We start from the raw sequence: 17,641 nt of genomic DNA, 5'->3' as shown, positions 1-17,641 counted from the left end.
CCGGCGACAGGCGAATCGGAAGCGCTCTTGCGCGTGGACGCTCTGTCGGTGCAGTTCGGCGGCACGCGCGCGCTGGATGCCGTGAGTTTTGCGATGAAACCGCGCACCGTGTGCGGCATCATTGGCCCGAACGGGGCCGGCAAGACCACGCTGTTCAACTGCCTGAGCCGGCTGTGCAACCCGGACTCCGGCACGATTTCCTTCGCCGGTCAGGACATTACCGCCCTGGCGCCAGAGGGCGTAGCCTCGGCGGGCATCGCCCGCACCTTCCAGAACGTCGCGCTGTTCGACCGGCAGACCGTGCGCGCCAATGTGGAGGCCGGCTGCTACCGGAAGCTGCATGGCCGCACGCTCTCGCACCTGTTCGGCATGGGCCGGGCGGGCGAAGCGATGCGCCGGGTCAGCGAGCACGTGGACGCGCTGCTGGACATGACGCGGCTCGCTGACATCGCCAACACCCTCGTGGCCGACCTGCCATTCGGCACGCGCAAGCGCGTGGAACTCGCCCGCGCGCTTGCGATGGAGCCGCGCCTGCTGCTGCTGGACGAGCCCGCCGCTGGCCTCAATTTCGAGGAGGTAGGCGAACTGGAGGCATGGATTCGCCATATCTGCCACGGGCTTGGCGTCGCGGTCCTGCTGATCGAACACCATATGAACCTTGTGATGCGCGTCTCCGACCAGGTAATCGGCCTGGAATTCGGCCGGGTGATGGCCGACGGCACGCCGAACGAGGTGGCCAATCACCCCGAAGTCATTCGGGCCTATCTCGGGGATCACGCATGACGTCCATACTCACGGTGCGGAACCTGTACGCCTCCTATCGCTCGCTGGCAGTGCTCAGCGACGTGTCTATCGATGTGCCGCAAGGCGGCATGACCGCGCTGCTTGGTGCCAACGGCGCCGGCAAGACCACGCTGCTGCGGGCCATCAGCCAGGTCATGGTGCGTGCCACCGGCGAAATCACGTTCGATGGCAGGCGTATCGACGGCCAGCCTTGCGACGCCATTGCGCGGGCCGGCATTGCCCATGTGCCCGACGGCCGTGGCACCTTTACCGAACTGACGGTTGAGGAGAACCTTTGCCTGGGTGCGATCTCGCGCCGCGACAAGGCCGCGTGGCAGCAGGACATGGTCCGCATGTATGACTACTTTCCGCGCCTGCATGCGTACCGCCGCAAGCCGGCCGGCCTGATGAGCGGTGGCGAGCAGCAGATGCTGGCTATCGCGCGTGCGCTGATGCTGTCGCCGAGGATGCTGATGCTCGACGAGCCATCCTTCGGCCTTGCGCCAATGATCGTCCGGCAGATCTTCGACATCCTGCGGCAGATCAACACCGAGCGCCAGCTGAGCATCCTGCTGGTGGAGCAGAACGCCAGCCTTGCGCTGGAACTGGCGACCAATGCCTATGTACTGGAGTCGGGCCGCGTGACGATCAGCGGCCCGGCGAACGTGCTGCGCGGCGACGAGCGCGTGCGCCGCGCCTATCTGGGTCATCCGGAGGAGACCGCTCATGCATGAACTGTTGCACCAGATCTCGACCGGCATGGTCAACGGCTGCATCTACGCGATGCTGGCGCTGGCGCTTGTAGTGGTCTACCGATCGACCCATCACGTGAACTTCGCCCAGGGCGAGATGGCGATGTTCAGCACCTATATCGCCGCCATCCTGATTGGCGCGAGCGTGCCGTATGCCGTGGCGTTCCTGGCGTGCGTGCTGTTCGCGTTCGTCTCAGGCGCGCTGGTAGAGCGTGTTGTCATGCGGCCGCTGCACCACGCGCCGGTCCTGTCCGTGGTGACCGTGTTCGTGGCGCTCTACGTGATCGTGCAGAGTGCGGCTGGCCTGGTCTTCGGCTATGAAACCCGCAGTTTCCCGTCGCCATTCGACGCCTTGGGCACTGGCGGCATCCTCGCCGGCCATGAGGTCGGCATCCTGCTGACCACGGTGGGCGTGCTTGCCGCGATGACGGCGTTCTTCCGCTTTACCCGGCTGGGCCTGGCGATGCGTGCGGTGGCCGTGCAACCCTTGTCGAGCCAGCTTGTCGGCATCCGCGTCAGCCGCTTGCTGATGCTGAGCTGGGGCATCGCGGGGGCAGTTGGCGCGATTGCCGGCATGCTGGCCGCGCCAATCGTCTTCCTCGATCCACACATGATGAGCGGGATCATGATCTACGCCTTCGCGGCGGCGATCGTGGGCGGCATCGACAGCCCCGTGGGCGCCGTGGTGGGCGGCATCCTGCTCGGCGTCTTCGAGAACCTCGCGGGTGCCTATCTGGTTGGCACCGAACTGAAACTGACGCTCGCGCTGGTGGCGATGATCGCGGTGTTGATCGTCAAGCCGCAGGGGCTCTTCGGCAGCCGCTCGGCGCAACGGCTCTAGCTCGCCCGTCCCCGCATCGTCGCGACCCCGTTACTCGCTTACATCGGAAACATGTCTGACTTCCTCTCGCAAGTCTCACGCCGCCGGGCATCACCGGGCGGCCTCGCTGAACCTACCCGTCTGCCATGGCGCGGCATCCTGCTGGCGCTGCTGCTACTGGGCATGGCCTGGGTAGTGGTCTATTACGTGCGCGGCTACGTGGCGTTCCAGTTCGCGCTTGTCGTCGCATATGCGGTGGCGCTGATGGGTGTGCAGTTCCTGATCGGCAGCAGCGGCCAGATTTCACTGGGCCACGGCGCATTCTTTGCGATCGGCGCCTATACGGCGGCCATGTTGATCGATCGTGGCTGGGCACCTTACTGGCTGACGATTCCCGCCGCTGGCGTGGTCGGATTTGTCGCCGGCGGGTTGTTCGGCATGCCTGCGGTCAGATTGTCGGGACCGTATCTGGCACTGGCGACGTTTGCGCTGGCACTGGCATTGCCGCAGGTGCTCAAGCACCCGGCGCTGGAAGGCGTGACCGGCGGAGTGGCAGGCATCAGCATCGAGACGCCCGCGCCACCCTACGGCCTGCCGCTCGATGCCGACCAATGGATGCTGCTGGTGGTGTCGGCCTGCGCGCTGTTGATCTACGCGATGGTGCGCCGTTTGTTGCGCGGACCCACGGGCATCGCGCTGCGCGCACTGCGCGACCATCCGGCTGCAGCGCTGGCCGCCGGTGTGCCGGTGCGCCAGTGGCGTGCACGCGCCTTCGCCACCAGTGCAGGGATTGTTGGCATGGCTGGCGCCATGAACGCGCTCCTGACCCATTTCGTTTCGCCCGACGGCTTCACGGTGCTGCTCTCGCTCGGGCTGGTGGCCGGCGTGGTGGTTGGCGGCACTGGGCACGCCATCGGGTCCCTGATTGGCGCGCTGTTCCTGGTGTTCGTCCCGAACGTGGCCGAAGAGGTGTCAAAGGCGGCCACCGGGCTGGTGTATGGCGCGCTGATGCTCGGCTGCGTGTTTCTGGCGCCCAACGGGCTCGCGGGCCTGTTGTCCTGGTGCACGGACAAGCTACGCAGCAAGGACACCTTGCGTTGACTGGACAACGCGATGCGACGCGGCACGGATGCAGCGCGCCGCACATCAAACGATTTCTCGTGAAACAAGGAAGGCATGATGGATCAGAAGAAACCCCTCGCGGGCAAGATTGCGGTGGTGACGGGCGGTACGCGAGGCGTCGGCAAGGGCATGGCGCTCGGGCTGGGCGAGGCGGGTGCCACGGTATATGTCACCGGGCGCACGTTGCGGCAGGGTGGGTCGATATGGCCCGGCAGTCTGGAAGAGACCGCCGCCGAAGTCACCCGCCTGGGTGGCGTAGGGATTCCGGTGGCCTGCGATCATGCGGACGACGACAGTGTCGCGGCGCTGTTCCGGCGCGTGGCCGATGAGGCGGGCCATCTCGACATCCTCGTCAACAACGTCTTCGGCGCACCGGACCGCATGCCGACCAACGTGCCATTCTGGGAGCTGCCGGAAGACCTCTGGGAGACGTTGATGCGCGTGGGGCTGCGTTCCCACTACATCGCGAGTCGCCACGCGGCGCCGCTGATGGTGGCGCGCAAGCAGGGCCTGATCGTCAATACCTCGTCGGGCGGCGCCGTGCGTTATACGTTCAACGTCCCGTTCGGCGTGCAAAAAGCCGGTGTCGACAAGATGGCCAAGGACATGGCCCACGACCTGCGGCCCCACAATGTCGCGGCGGTCGTGATCTGGCCGGGCTTTATCAAGAGCGAGAAGGTGCTGGCCCAACCGGACCGGCTGCCGCCCGCGCTGACTAAGCGCATTCTCGAACATGGCGAGACGGCGCAGTTTGCGGGCCGTGCCGTGGCGGCGCTGGCGGCTGATCCGAACGTCATGGAAAAGTCCGGCAAGCTACTGCTCGCCGCCGAGCTGGCGGTCGAGTACGGATTCACCGATATCGACGGCCGGATGCCTGAGGCACCCTCCCGCGTCTGATTGTCAGGCCACCGCAGCGCTGCCTGCCGGCACGCTGCGGCGCTTTGCGCTGTCAAGCAAGGTGGCCAGGCGTGCCACGCCTGGCTCCATCTGCTCCGGGCGCGTATTGGCAAAGCCGATCAGCAGGCCACGGCGGTCCCCATGACCGTGCGCGTGCTGGCTCAACGCCTGCACACCAAGCCCAAGCTGCGCGGCTTGTGCCGCGATGACGACGTCATCGCTATCGCGTGCGAGCGGCAGGACAAGGTGCATCCCGCCCTCCGGGACCACGAAATCCGCCGCGACGACACCATGGCGGCGCAACGCGGCGACCAGCGCGGTCTGCCGCGCGGCGTAGATGGTGCGCATGCGGCCGATATGGCGCGCAAGGTGCCCTTCGAGAATGAAGTCCGCCGTAGCGGCCTGCTCCAGCAGCGGCACCTGGAGTTGGTTGAAGCGCAAGGCCGCGCGGAACGCCGGCGCGTGCCCACCCGGCACCACCAGGTAGCCGAGCCGCAGCCCCGGGAACATGATCTTGCTGAAGCTACCGACATAGACCACCTGTGCGGCGCCGCTGTCGAGCCCGCGCAGTGCACGCAGCGTGTGGCCGGCGTAGTGGAATTCGCTGTCGTAGTCGTCCTCGATGATCCATGCACCGGCGCTGCGCGCCCAGGCGAGCAGATCGAGCCGGCGCGAGAGGCTCATCGTGATGCCGAGGGGATACTGGTGCGAGGGCGTGACGCAGGCGAGACGCGCGCCCGGCGCGAGCCGCAGGCCCGTGGCCACGTCGAGGCCCTCGTGGTCCACCGGTACCGCCTGGGGTCGCGCGCCGGCGCCAAGCAGGGCGCCGAGCGCGTTGCGATAGCCGGGATCTTCTACCCACGCCACGTCGCCCGGATCCAGCAGCACCTGTGCTGCGAGTGAAATCCCGCCTTGCGCGCCAGCAACGATCAGCACATCGTCCGGATCGCAGACGATGCCGCGCGACACCCCCAGGTACGATGCAATGGCCCGCCGTAGCGGCGGGTAGCCGGCGGCGCCCTTGTAGTCGAGGGTTTCGGCACTGAGCCGGTGCGAGCGGCGGGACACGATGCGACCCCAGGTGCGCATCGGGAACTCGTCGAGTGCCGGAACACCCACGCGGAACGGCGTGTCGACCCGGGGAAGCGTTGCGGTACCACCTGGCGTGGCAGCGCGCGGCGCCAGTTGGAGCATTTGCCCGGCACGCGCCGAAAGCCGCGCCGAGGTGGCAGTTTGGCCAGCTGGCGGCACAGATTGGATGCGGTTGAACAGCTGCCGTGACACCACGGTGCCGTGGCCGACCAGCGCGCTCAGGAAGCCTTCGGCCTGAAGTTGGTCGTAGGCGACAACCACGGTGTTGCGCGACACCTTCAGCTCGTCGGCCAGATCGCGGGTGGACGGCAGGCGCACCCCTGGTTCGATGCGGCCCGCGAGAATCGACGTGCGGATGCTGTCGCAAAGCTGCTGGTACAGCGGCGTCGTGGATGTCCGGTCGAGTTCGCTGCACCAGGCGGTGGTGTCGAGCATGGAGGTCATGGTGGGCTCCGGAACATCGGCGGGGGCGCCGCTAAAGCAGTTCGCGCAGGTTCGCCAGACAATTGGCCACCCGCTCGAACGGCAGTTGCGGGTCGCGCTCGACGGCCCGCTTCAGGATGCGGATGTCGCGCGCTCGGTTGATACCGATGGCGCCAATCAGGCGCGTCGATTTGATGTAGAGATGGAGGGCGCCGCCTTCGGCATCGGTCGATACCAGCGAGCCGTCTCCGGCCAGTGGCGCGCCCAGTACCTGGAGGTTGAGGTCGAACTGATCGGACCAGAACCAGGGCACGGCGTCGCCGGCGGGCGGAGATTCCGCGTGCTGGAGCATGGCCGAAATGGCGCGCGCCGCCTGAACATTGGCGTTGTTCCAGGTCTCCATGCGCACGGCGCAGCCGTGCCAGGTGCAGGGGAACTCCGCCACATCGCCCACCGCGTAAATATGGGGGTCGGAGGTGCGTCCATTGACATCGACGCGGATGCCGTTACCCACGGCCAGCGCGGCGTCCGCCGCCAGCTGCGTGTTGGGTATCAGGCCGATACCGACGACTACCATGCCAACCGGGACGGTGCTGCCATCGGACAGTGTGGCCGCGGTGGCGCGATCGTCGCCGTGGAGCGCATGGATCGCACAGCCGAGCCGGATGTTCACGCCGCGATCCTGATGTGCGCGCAGCAGTTCCGCCGCAACTGGCGCTGGCAGCGAACGGCCGCAAAGCTGTGGGGCCGCTTCGATCAGCGTGGTCGCCAGGCCGGCCTGGCGCGCGGCGGCGGCAATCTCAAGCCCGATCCAGCCACCGCCGATCACCAGTACCAGCGTCTGCGCGGCCCGGCAGGCCGCGAGCGCAGTGCGCAGCCGCCGGGCGTCGTGAACGGTGCGCAGATAGTGCACGTTGGGGAAATCGGCGCCGGCAATCACCAGCTTGCGCGCCTCGCCGCCGGTGGCGATCAGCAGCTTGTCATAAGGAATCGACACACCGCTCCGTAGCGCCACGACCTTCTCGGCCGGATCGATCCGCTCCGCCGTGTCGGCAAGATAGAACTGCTCGCGCGGGTTCTCGGGCTTGCAGAGGGTCAGCGCGTCGAGCGTCGTCGTGCCATTGAGATAGTCCTTGGAAAGCGGCGGGCGCTCATACGGGTATTGGTCCTCGGCGCAGACGACCGAGGTGATCCCGCCATACGCCAGCGCGCGCAGATGCCTGAGCGACGCACCGGCACCCTGTCCGCCGCCAATGATGACGATCCGTTGCGGGCTGGCGGGGTTCATGCGGATGTCACTTCGGTCGGGACCGCAACGTAGACGGCATCGTCTTCGATCCGGACCGCGTAGGTCTTGACGTCGCAATCCGCCACGGCAAGGCATTTTCCATTGCGCACATCGTACTTGGCGCCGTGCAGCGGGCATTCGACCACGTGGTCGTCGATGAAGCCTTCCGACAGCAGGGCATAGGCGTGTGTGCAGACGTCGTGGGTGGCAAATACGCCTTCTGGCAGCCGATACAGCGCAATCGGGATATTGCGGAGCTTGAGCCCCTTGGGGTTGCCGGGGCGCACGTCGGCAACCTGGCAGGCGCGCACCCATTCCTCTTGGTTCGTTTGGTGGTCCATTTGCTGCGTATTCCGATAAGGCGAACGGTTGGCGAGCGGCGCGGCGGGGCGCCGCCCGCCAGCTATTTCAAGCGGGATGATGGCTGGCGTTCAACGCGGGAGCGTGCGCCAGTCCTGCTCGGCGGAGGCCATCCGGCCGCCCGTGGCGCGGATGGCGGCATGGTTGCGGCCCTCCGGCGTGGCGCTGGCCGGTAGCACCCCCGTGTTGTAGCGGCGCACCGCGTCGAGTAACTGGCGCCGGACGCGGATGATGGCCTGGTCCGCCGAGCACAGGTACTCCTTGGTGCGGTCGACGATCGGACCCATGCTGACCTGCGTGACAAAGTCCTCGATCACGATCTCGTGGAAGCCCGTGTGGTTGCCGTGCTGCATGAGGCTGCGGTTCTGGCCCCAGTTCTGCTCCGGGCCGCCCGGAATGCCGCCCGCCATCGGCCAGGTATTGGCGCGTTGCGTGCGCTTCATCGAATCGACCGGCCGCTCTGTGTTGTAGTAGATGTACCACTGGATCAGGTGGGTGTCGTCAATGGGCACGGCGATGATGACGGTGCGATCCTGTGCGGCGCCGATGCCAATTGGCGGGATCAGGCCGTAGTAGGGCATCACGAACTCGGTCACGCGGGCCACGCAGGAGCCATCCGGGGCTTCCCGCAGGGCAGCGGCGCGGATGCCGTAGTCGGTGTTCTCGAACTGGTAGCGCACGGCGGAGTTGACGCGCGTGGCCGCCATGTCGGTGGGCGAGCTCTCCAGCCAGCTCTGGTGCAGCAGCGCGATGTGCGAGGAGTCGATCGTCGCTTCCACGCCTTGCAGCCAGTTGGCGTTCAGCTCGATGCCACAGGCATAGGCCTGGTTCGGCGGAAGGTTCATCCATTCGAAGTTCGGCGGCGGCGGTGCTTCGCCTTCGCCCAGCCAGACCCAGACGATGCCGGCGCCTTCCACGGTCGGGAAATGCCGCACCTTCACCGTGCCGCGGAAGCAATCCGGGTTCGAGGCTTCGTTAGGGACTTCCAGCACGTCCCCGGTCACGCTGATCTTCCAGCCATGGAAGATGCATCGGATGGCGCAGTCTTCATTGCGCCCCAGGGCCAGTGACACGCCCCGGTGCGGGCACGCCTCGTCCAGGAAGCCGATGTGGCCATCGGTGGCGCGGAAGGCCACGAAGTTCTCGCCGAACAGGCGCACGCGCACCGGCGCGCCATCCGCTTCCAGGCGGGAGGACAGCACCGCCGGCATCCAGTAGAGCTGGCGCAGCATGCGCCCCATCGGCGCGCCGTTCTCGACACGGGTCAGCAATTCGTTTTCATCAGCAGTAGTCATCGTGGGTTCTCCTTCAAAGGTGGGGCTCTCCGGCGCGCCGGTGTATATCTCGCTTAATATCTTCCGTAGAAGATAAGTACATGGGTAAGTTAGACGGAAGCCCTTGCGGTGTCCATTCCCCGGGGGCATTGTCCCGGGTTATCCCTAGTGGGTTGGGTAAGAAATTCGTTGGGGAAGTTTTGGGCGGGAGCGGGAATTGGCATGGTCGTCTCGCCGGGATTGGTCCTTTTGCCCGGACCAATCGTGCGGGAGCATGGCGTCACCCGTAGAACGCGGCATCAGGGCCGCATAAGGATAGGAACATGAACGACACCAGCTACCCGGTTACCGACCGCTCACGGGTACGCCTGTTCGGCGGCCGGGGCTCCAATGAGAAGCAGGCCATCCACGAGATCATCGATGCCGCGTTGTACGGCGTGGTGTCCTATCAGATTGACGACCAGCCATTCGCCACGCCGACCATGGTCTGGCGCCATGGCGATTACATCTACTGGCATGGGTCCGCAGGCAGCCGCATGCTGAAGCACGTCTCCCAGGGTGTGAATGTCTGCGTCAACTTCACCTTGCTGGATGGCTATGTGCTGTCACGGCTGGCGTCGGCGCACACATTGAACTATCGCTCGGTCATGGTCTTCGGGCGCCCGGAAGGCGTGGCGGCGCCTAAGGCGCGCCGTGAGCAGCTCGAATACTTCCTGTCGCGCTATTTCCCGGGCCGCTGGCACGAGGTGAAGCAGCCCTCCGAGGCCGAGCTGCACAGCATCATCATGGTGCGCATGCGCATCGAGGAGGGCTCGGCCAAGCGCCGGTCGGGCCCGCCGGCCGATGGCCTGGCCATCTTCGGCGGAGAGGCGCTGTACAAGCAGCAATGCTGGGCGGGAGAGATTCCGCTGGCCACGGTGGCGTTGCCGGGGCGGCCCGCCAAGCGCCTGCATGAGTCGGTGGCGACGCCGGATTACGTGAAGGATTTTGCCCAGCGCGCCGGGTACCGGACGCCGGCCGAGGTCAATGCGCATGATGGCCGGTATCCGGTCACCGTCAGCGAGACGGAGATGGTTGGCCACGACATCAAGCGCTTCCGGCTGGCCATCGAAGGGGGACTGGCGCTGCCGCCGATCCCGGCTGGCAGTCATGTCCGCATCGGCACGGTGCTGAATGATCGCACCCGCGAAGCGCGCCAATATACGGTGGTGGAGGCGGCGCCTGATGGCCGCTGGTGCGACATCGCCGTGCTGCGCGAGGACGAAGGGCGCGGCGGCTCGCGCTACCTCCATGACGAGGTGGAGGTGGGTGCTGCCCTGGAAATCGAGGTACCCGTGAACGAGTTCCCGCTCGACCCCGCCACACGCCACGCCATCCTGATCGCGGGCGGCATCGGCGTCACGCCGATCGTGGCCATGGCACGCGCGCTGCAACAGGCGGGCACCTCGTTCGAAGTCCACTACAGCGCGCGCGGCCTGGGTGGTGCGGCATTCGTCGACACGCTCCGCGAGATCTGTGGCGACGCACTGCACCTCTACGACACCTCGGCAGGCGAGGGCGCACGGATGCGCCTGCTCGAAGTGCTCGCCGGCCGCGACGCCGGCACGCACAGTTACACCTGCGGGCCGGCGGCACTGATCGATGCCGTGGTGGAGGCCGCCAGCGCGGTTGGCTTCCCGCCAGCGTGCGTGCATCACGAACTGTTCAAGGCGCCGGCGCCGCTGAGCAGTGACAAGCCCGTGACGGTGTTGTTCGCCCGGTCCAAGCGGGAACTGCGCGTGGAGCCCGGAACGTCGATCCTCGACGCCGCCCTGTCGATTGGCATTCCGGTGCCCCACAGCTGCAAGCGTGGCGAATGCGGCCTGTGTGCCACAAAGCTGCTCGGAGACGGCAAGGTGTCGTACCGGGACCGCTTCCTGACCGACGCGCAGCGCAGCGAGGAAGGGCTGGCCTGCGTCTGTGTCTGCTGGGTGGAGGGCGAGACGCTGGCCGTGGATCTTTGAGCATCAGCGCAGCCGCGTGAAAAGCGCGGCAATCCAGTGAAAGACGGCCGATGGCTGCGCGGACTAGATTCCCGTATGCCATCGGCGAACCATGCAAAGGAATTCAGTGTGACCAAGATCCTCCATATCGTCGGCTCGCCGCGAGAGAACAGCCAATCCCGGATGGTGGCGCAGGCGCTGCTAGAGACCTACACCGCCACCCGCGCCAATGCACAGGTCGATACGCTCGACCTCTGGCAGCTCGAACTGCCCGAGATGCGCGAGGACGTGCTTAACGCCAAGTACGCGATCCTGGCCCGGCGCGAGCACACGCCGGCGCAGGCCGCTGCCTGGGAGACCGTGCAGCGCGAAGTGGGGCGCCTGCGCGAGTACGACGTATTCCTGTTCAGCGTGCCGATGTGGAACTGGGGCCTGCCGTACCGTCTCAAGCACTATATTGACGTCATCACGCAGCCGGGCCTGACCTTCAAGTGGACGCCCGAGCGTGGCTACGAGGGCCTGGTGCTCGGCCGGCGCGCCGTGGTGATCTATGCGAGTTCCTTCGACTATTCGGCCGGCACGCCGCTCGCCCCGTTCGATCACCAGAAACCGTATATGGAAGACTGGCTCCGCATGATTGGCGTGGACGATATCGAGACCATCACCTTTGGCCCGACCCACCCTGACGCCCCGGCGATGCCGGCCTCGCGTGAACAGGCGCTCGGGCGCGCTGCCGCCATCGCGGGTGTGCTGTAGCAGCACGCCGCCAGCCGCCTTCACTCAGGCGCGCTCGCGCCGCATACGGGCAGGCGTATTGCCGGCGATACGCCGGAAGCAGGTGGTCATATGGGCCTGATCGGCAAAACCGCATCAGGCGGGAACGCAAGTGGTCCGCGGCATGCGGGGTGTCCACGGCGTCGCACGCATCGCGGAGCAAAGCGTCGGAGAAATGCACCGCCACGCACCGGAAGCTGCGAATGAAGGGCGTGTGGCCATACGCCTCCCCGCCGCGCTCGATCAGGCTCAGGTGATCGCTGCCCCGATACGCGTCGGTAAGCGGTCGCGACGGGTGGTGGCGGGCCTCGATGTGCCCGCCCGTCTCTCGCAAGGCCGCCCGCAGGCTGACCCGCGGCGATCCAATCGGGCGCGCCACGTCCTGAAGCTCGCCATATTCGATGACCTCGACTTCCGTGTCGGCCCATGTGCTTGCCGCCCGACTTTGATACCCGGCGGTGAGGATTCTGACCATTTCTGAACTCCAGCCCATGAGACGCGACCGTTGGCGCGTGCATGCAATGTGCACACATAGGCGTACATCAAAATCCAAAACGGCATGCAATGCGGAATGATCCTGTCTGGAGGGTAAACACCTAGACGGGTGTCTGATCCGGAAATAGTTGTGACATAAATGTAGTTATATCAATAATTTATAAAAGTTTGTTCATGTCAAATGTAGAGCCGGGCGAGATGAGTCACCGCTCGCCTAAAACCTCATCTTGTTTTACCTGTATGCAGCGGCTAGTATTGCTGCATACAACGCGCCGATGCGACGTCGGCCAACCATCCACAAACCACATCGATCAGGAGATCCCCCATCATGATGTCCAGGGAACAGAACGACTTCATTACCCGCGTCGGGGCCGATGCGCCGGCCGGCCGCTTGCTGCGCCAGTATTGGCAGCCGGTTGCGCTGGTCGACGAATTCGAGGGCGAGCGCCCGGTGCGGGCCGTGCGTCTGATGGGTCAGGACTTCGTCGTGTTTCGGGACGAGCAAGGCCAGTACGGCATGCTCGATCGGGACTGTCCCCATCGGGGTGCGGACCTGAGTTTCGGGCGGCTTGAGGATGGCGGGCTGCGCTGCCCGTTCCATGGTTGGCTGTTCGACCGCAACGGCACGTGCCTGCAAACGCCGGCGGAGCCGGCTGGCAGCAAGTTGTGCAGCCGCATCAAGCAGCGCGCCTACCCGGTGGTCGAGCGCAGCGGCATGCTGTTTGCCTTTATCGGCGAGGGCGAGCCGCCCGCCTTTCCGGCTTTCGACTGCTTCGTCGCCCCGAACCAGTACACGTTCGCGTTCAAGGGGCTGCTTGAGTGCAACTGGCTCCAGGCGCTCGAGGTCGGAATCGACCCGGCGCACGCCTCGTTCCTCCATCGCTTTTTCGAGGACGAGGACACCTCCGAAAGCTATGGCAAGCAGTTCCGCGGCGCCTCGGCGGACTCGGCCATGCCGATCACCAAGGTGCTGCGTGAGTTCGAGTGCCCGGAAATCAACCTTGCGCCGACCGACTACGGCATGCGCCTGACCGCGCTGCGCGATCTCGGGGATGGCCAGCAACACGTGCGCGTGACCAACGTGGTCTTCCCCCAGGCATTCATCATCCCGATGAGCGCCGAGATGACCATCGCCCAATGGCACGTGCCCATCGACGACACGAGCTGCTACTGGTACGCCATCTTCACGAGCTTCACCGAGCCGGTGAACAAGCAGCAGATGCGCGACCAGCGGCTGGCGCTGTACGAGCTGCCCGACTACCGCCCGCGCCAGAACAAGGCCAACCAGTACGGCTTCAACCCGTACGAGCAGTTGACCAAGACGTACACCGGCATGGGCAACGACATCAACGTGCACGACCAGTGGGCGGTGGAGTCGCAGGGGCCGATCCAGGACCGCACCCGCGAGCATCTTGGCACCACCGACAAGGGGATCATCACCTACCGCAAGCAACTGGTGGCCGCCATCGAAGCCAACGAGCGTGGCGAGAAGGCGCTGATGATGGTGGATGCCGCACAGGCCAGCGCGTTGACCGGGCCGCCGTCGATCGACGGCGTCAGCGTCGGCAACATGGAGCACGATGCCTACTGGCGCAGTGCCGATGCGAAGCGCCGTGCCGACTCGGAGTGGGCGTCGCGCGCCTGACGTCATCGTACCAGACAACCCATCAACTACCGAGGCGGCCTGACCGCGCGCGTGCCGCGGCGCGGATGGCCGAACCCATATGGCATTTGTAGACAAATTCGGCCTCTGGACCGATGCGCAGGCGCGCGCGGCAGACGAAGTCGCACAGCGGATTAGCGCGGGAGACATCGAGGTCGTTCGCTTTTCCTTCCCCGACCAGCACGGCGTGCTGCGCGGCAAGGCCCTCGTCGCGTCGGAGGCCGTGAAGGCCCTGCGCAGCGGCCTGAACGTCACCACCACGCTGTTCGCCAAGGACACCTCGCATCGCACGGTGTTTCCCGTGTTTGCCTCGGGCGGCGGCTTCAACATCCCCGGCATGCAGGGCGGCGCGGATGTCACCCTCGTTCCCGATCCCGTCACGTTCAAGGTGCTGCCGTGGGCGCCGAATACCGGCTGGATCCTCTGCGATCCGTACTTCCAGGATGGCCGCGCCGTGCCGTACGCCACGCGCCGCGTGCTGCGCAACGCCGAGCAGCGGCTGGAGGCCGAAGGCTACCGGCTCGTTACCGGGCTCGAGGTGGAGTTCCACGTCTTCAGGCTGCTGGGCGAACACATGAAGCCCGACGATGCCGGCCAGCCGGGCGAGCCGCCTGACGTCGGCCTGCTATCGCACGGCTACCAGTTCCTGACCGAACTGCGCTATGACGCGACGGAGACCGTGATCGAGCTGATCCGCAAGAACGTGCAACAGCTCGGGCTGCCGGTGCGCTCGCTCGAGATCGAGTTCGGACCGAGCCAGTTCGAATTCACGTTCGCGCCGGCCTCGCCATGCGAGACGGCCGATGCCATGGTGCTGTTCCGCAGCGCCGTCAAGCAGGTCTGCAAGCGGCATGGTTACCACGCCACGTTCATGTGCCGGCCGAAGATCAGCAACGTGGTGTCGAGCGGATGGCACCTGCACCAGTCGCTTCAGCGCGTGCAGGATGGCGCCAATGCGATGGTGCCCCAGCGCGACGGCGACGACCTCTCGGCGGTGGGGAGTCACTACCTGGGGGGCCTGCTGCAACACGCGTGCGGTGCCACCGCGTTCTCCACGCCGACGATCAACGGCTACAAGCGCTTCCGTGCCTATTCGCTGGCGCCGGACCGCGCGATCTGGGCGCGCGACAACCGCGGGGCGATGCTGCGCGTCCTGGGTGGCGTCGGCGATCCGGCCACGCGCATCGAAAACCGCGTGGGCGAGCCGGCGGCCAATCCGTACCTGTACCTGGCCTCCCAGGCCGTATCGGGCCTCGACGGCATCCGGCGCCAACTGGATCCGGGACCGTCCGCCGACTCGCCCTACGAAACGCCGGCGCCGTGCCTGCCGAAGACGCTTGGCGAGGCGCTGGATTGCCTGCGCCGCGATGAAGTGCTGCGCGAGGGCATGGGTAGCGGCTTCGTCGACTACTTCTGTCATATCAAGCAGGCCGAGATCGATCGCTTCAACCTCGAAGTGAGCGATTGGGAGCAGCGCGAGTACTTCGACACGTTCTAATGATCATGCAGTGAGGATGTCATGCCGACAATTACCTACGTCCTGAAGGACGGCAATACGAAGACAGTGGCCGCGGCCATTGGGAAGACGCTGATGGAAGTGGCCATCGCAGGCAACGTGCGCGGGATCGACGCCGAGTGCGGCGGCTGCTGCTCGTGCGCCACGTGCCACGTCTATATCGACGAGGCGTGGCTGGACATGCTGCCGACGCCCGACGAGATGGAGGACGAGCTGCTCGAAGGCGTTGCCGCCGCGCGCACGGACTTCAGCCGGCTCAGCTGCCAGATCGTCATCAGCGACGCGCTGGACGGCATGGTGGTGCGTGTGCCCGAGAAGCAGGGGTAGTCCATGGCCGATCTCGTCATCATCGGCGCTTCCTACGCGGGCACCCAGCTTGCGCTGGCCGCGCGCGCCAACGGCTTTGCGGGCAACATCACCATGGTTGGCGACGAGCCGCATCCGCCGTATCAGCGTCCGCCGCTGTCAAAGGCTTTCCTGCGCAACGAGGTGGACGCATCCAGCCTGCCTTTGCAGTCGCCGGAGCGCTTCGCGGAGGAGCGCATCACGCTGCGGACCGGCGTCACGGCGCTTCGGATCGAACGCGAGGGGCGCAAGGTCGAACTGTCTGATGGCAGCGAGATCGGCTACGCGCATCTGGCCTTCACCACCGGTGCACGCTGCCGGACGCTGACGTGCGAAGGCGCCGGCCTCGGTAACGTGCACTATCTGCGCAATCTGGCGGATGCATGCGCGATCCGGGATGCCGCAAGCCGGTCCCGGACCGCAGTGGTGATCGGCGGGGGCTTCATCGGGCTGGAGGTGGCAGCTGCGCTGCGCACGCTTGGCGTCGAGGTAGCTGTCGTCGAGATGCAGGACCGGCTGCTGCAACGCGCAGTGCCGCCGCTGATCTCGACGTTCCTGATGCGCGCCCATGCGCATCAGGGCGTCCGGTTCCATCTGTCATCGCGCGTGCGACGCTTGCTTGGCCATGGCTCGGTGGAGGCGATCGAGCTCGAGTCGGGGGAGGTGATTGCCGCCGACATGGTCGTGGCGGGGCTCGGGGTGGTGCCGAATGTCGAATTGGCCCAAGCCTGCGGCCTGGTGGTCGACAACGGCATCGTCGTGGATCGCTATGCACGGACCAGCGATCCGCGGATCGTGGCCGCCGGCGACTGCGCAGCGTACCCGAACCCGTGGCTCAATGCCGTGGGGCAGGGAGTGGGGCCCGATCGCTGCATGCGCGTGGAGTCGATCCAGAGCGCGAATGACCTGGCCCGGGTCGCCGCTGCCACGCTGGCCGGTCGTGCCACGCCGTACGAGGCCGTGCCGTGGTTCTGGTCCGACCAATACGGCTACAAGCTCCAGATGGCCGGGGCTTCGACAGGCCATGAGCAGATCGTGCTGCGCGGCGACATGGAGAGTGGCAAGTTCACCGCGCTCTATCTGCGCGACGGCACCCTCATCGGCGCCGACACGGTCAACCGTCCCATCGACCATCTTGCCGCCCGGCGCCTGATCGCGGCACGGGTACGGCCGGATCCGATGGCGCTACAGGACGAATCGATCCCCCTGAAGTCGCTTGCGGCAGCCTGATTGCGCCCTCGCTGGTGTACCATACCAGGCATTGCATGCAATGCTTGCCAGTTTGGTATGCAGGGCTGCCAGAGATCCACTTGAGAAGGGGCGAAATGGAATCCCACCAGACGCGGGTATTGGTACAGCTGCGGGATTTGATTCTGAAGGGCGAGTTCGAGCCGGGCGCACGTCTTGCGGAAATTCCGCTGGCGGAGAAGCTCGGCGTGTCCCGCACGCCGGTCCGGCTGGCGCTGGCCTCGCTCGAGCAGGAAGGGCTGATCGAGCCTTCTCCCAGCAGCGGCTACATGATGCGGCGCTTCACGCCGCGCGAGATCCAGGACGCCATCGCCGTGCGCGGGCATCTGGAAGGCATGGCCGCGCGGCTGGTGGCCGAGCACGGGCTGTCGCGGCAACTGTCGCTCGATCTGCAGGATTGCCTGCGCGAAGGCGACCGCGTGCTGATGAAGGCGCAGCTCGACTATGACGACTACGTGGCATATAGCAATATGAACGACCGCTTCCACGCGTTGATCGTCGAGGGTAGCGGCAACAGCGCGCTGGCGCGCGCCATCGAACTTAATAACCGGCTGCCGTTCGCCGCGGCCAGCGCCATGCTCCCCATGCAATCCGCCGTGGAGGAAGGCCAGCAGTGGCTGGTTTACGCCCATCGCCAGCATCACAGCCTGTTCGATGCCATGCAACGCGGGGAGGGCGCCCGTGCCCAGGGGTTGGCCACCGAACACGTGAACGTGGCCCGCCTGAACCTGGAGACGGCGCTGGATCGCCCCGAACAGGCATCGCAGGTCATGCCCGCGATGCGTCTGTTCGTGACCGCTGCCTGAG

16 protein-coding genes are annotated in these 17,641 nt (G+C 66.0%); 12 read left to right on the top strand and 4 right to left on the bottom strand.

The window, feature by feature from the left end; translation table 11 throughout:
• Positions 1-48 precede the first annotated feature (48 nt).
• The 5 genes from K309_RS0122995 (at position 49) to K309_RS0122975 (ending at position 4,374) form a co-directional block, all read left to right on the top strand.
• Positions 49-783 carry an ABC transporter ATP-binding protein gene (locus tag K309_RS0122995; RefSeq protein WP_232232460.1) on the top strand — a complete coding sequence of 245 codons (735 nt, stop codon included), beginning with the start codon at positions 49-51 and terminating at the stop codon, positions 781-783.
• Complete coding sequence (locus tag K309_RS0122990; RefSeq protein ID WP_029048607.1) at positions 780-1,517, top strand: ABC transporter ATP-binding protein; 738 nt, start codon at positions 780-782, stop codon at positions 1,515-1,517. Before K309_RS0122995 ends, K309_RS0122990 begins: the two co-directional genes overlap by 4 nt.
• The gene (locus tag K309_RS0122985; protein ID WP_029048606.1) at positions 1,510-2,376 is read left to right on the top strand and encodes a branched-chain amino acid ABC transporter permease; all 867 of its coding nucleotides are present in this window, start codon (positions 1,510-1,512) and stop codon (positions 2,374-2,376) included. The genes K309_RS0122990 and K309_RS0122985 overlap by 8 nt, the downstream gene beginning before the upstream one ends.
• Positions 2,377-2,427: 51 nt before the next feature.
• Positions 2,428-3,456, top strand: coding sequence for a branched-chain amino acid ABC transporter permease (locus K309_RS37100; RefSeq protein ID WP_084402504.1), 1,029 nt, complete (start codon positions 2,428-2,430; stop codon positions 3,454-3,456).
• Positions 3,457-3,534: 78 nt separating this feature from the next.
• Positions 3,535-4,374, top strand: a complete 840-nt coding sequence (locus K309_RS0122975) for an SDR family NAD(P)-dependent oxidoreductase (RefSeq protein ID WP_029048605.1) — start codon at positions 3,535-3,537, stop codon at positions 4,372-4,374.
• 3 nt (positions 4,375-4,377) lie between these two features.
• Here K309_RS0122975 and pdxR read toward each other — a convergent pair whose 3' ends face one another.
• From pdxR to K309_RS0122955, 4 genes are all read right to left on the bottom strand, one after another.
• Positions 4,378-5,910 (bottom strand): MocR-like pyridoxine biosynthesis transcription factor PdxR, encoded by a 1,533-nt coding sequence (gene pdxR, locus K309_RS37095; protein WP_051320559.1) that lies wholly within the window; start codon positions 5,908-5,910, stop codon positions 4,378-4,380.
• Between the two features lie 31 nt (positions 5,911-5,941).
• On the bottom strand, positions 5,942-7,177 hold the full coding sequence (locus K309_RS0122965) for an NAD(P)/FAD-dependent oxidoreductase (RefSeq protein WP_029048604.1): 1,236 nt from the start codon (positions 7,175-7,177) through the stop codon (positions 5,942-5,944).
• Complete coding sequence (locus K309_RS0122960; RefSeq protein WP_035878166.1) at positions 7,174-7,518, bottom strand: non-heme iron oxygenase ferredoxin subunit; 345 nt, start codon at positions 7,516-7,518, stop codon at positions 7,174-7,176. Before K309_RS0122960 ends, K309_RS0122965 begins: the two co-directional genes overlap by 4 nt.
• Positions 7,519-7,608: 90 nt before the next feature.
• Positions 7,609-8,832 (bottom strand): Rieske 2Fe-2S domain-containing protein, encoded by a 1,224-nt coding sequence (locus K309_RS0122955; RefSeq protein ID WP_029048602.1) that lies wholly within the window; start codon positions 8,830-8,832, stop codon positions 7,609-7,611.
• Positions 8,833-9,134: 302 nt separating this feature from the next.
• Between K309_RS0122955 and K309_RS40180 the strand changes: the two genes are divergently transcribed.
• The 7 genes from K309_RS40180 to K309_RS0122920 all read left to right on the top strand — a co-directional run bounded on the left by K309_RS40180 (position 9,135) and on the right by K309_RS0122920 (position 17,640).
• Entirely contained in the window at positions 9,135-10,814 is a 1,680-nt protein-coding gene (locus tag K309_RS40180) for a pyridoxamine 5'-phosphate oxidase family protein (RefSeq protein WP_051320558.1), read from the top strand.
• Between the two features lie 108 nt (positions 10,815-10,922).
• Entirely contained in the window at positions 10,923-11,549 is a 627-nt protein-coding gene (locus tag K309_RS0122945; protein WP_029048601.1) for an FMN-dependent NADH-azoreductase, read from the top strand.
• 841 nt (positions 11,550-12,390) lie between these two features.
• Positions 12,391-13,707 (top strand): aromatic ring-hydroxylating dioxygenase subunit alpha, encoded by a 1,317-nt coding sequence (locus K309_RS0122940; protein WP_029048600.1) that lies wholly within the window; start codon positions 12,391-12,393, stop codon positions 13,705-13,707.
• Between the two features lie 79 nt (positions 13,708-13,786).
• Positions 13,787-15,223, top strand: a complete 1,437-nt coding sequence (locus K309_RS0122935; protein WP_029048599.1) for a glutamine synthetase family protein — start codon at positions 13,787-13,789, stop codon at positions 15,221-15,223.
• A gap of 21 nt (positions 15,224-15,244) precedes the next feature.
• Entirely contained in the window at positions 15,245-15,568 is a 324-nt protein-coding gene (locus tag K309_RS0122930; RefSeq protein WP_029048598.1) for a 2Fe-2S iron-sulfur cluster-binding protein, read from the top strand.
• Between the two features lie 3 nt (positions 15,569-15,571).
• The gene (locus K309_RS37085; protein WP_035878164.1) at positions 15,572-16,816 is read left to right on the top strand and encodes an NAD(P)/FAD-dependent oxidoreductase; all 1,245 of its coding nucleotides are present in this window, start codon (positions 15,572-15,574) and stop codon (positions 16,814-16,816) included.
• A gap of 95 nt (positions 16,817-16,911) precedes the next feature.
• Complete coding sequence (locus K309_RS0122920) at positions 16,912-17,640, top strand: GntR family transcriptional regulator (protein WP_029048597.1); 729 nt, start codon at positions 16,912-16,914, stop codon at positions 17,638-17,640.
• Position 17,641 lies beyond the last annotated feature (1 nt).

It is taken from the genome of Cupriavidus phytohabitans, assembly GCF_000426345.1.
GTDB lineage: Bacteria > Pseudomonadota > Gammaproteobacteria > Burkholderiales > Burkholderiaceae > Cupriavidus.
This window is presented reverse-complemented; position numbering and strand designations above follow the sequence as displayed.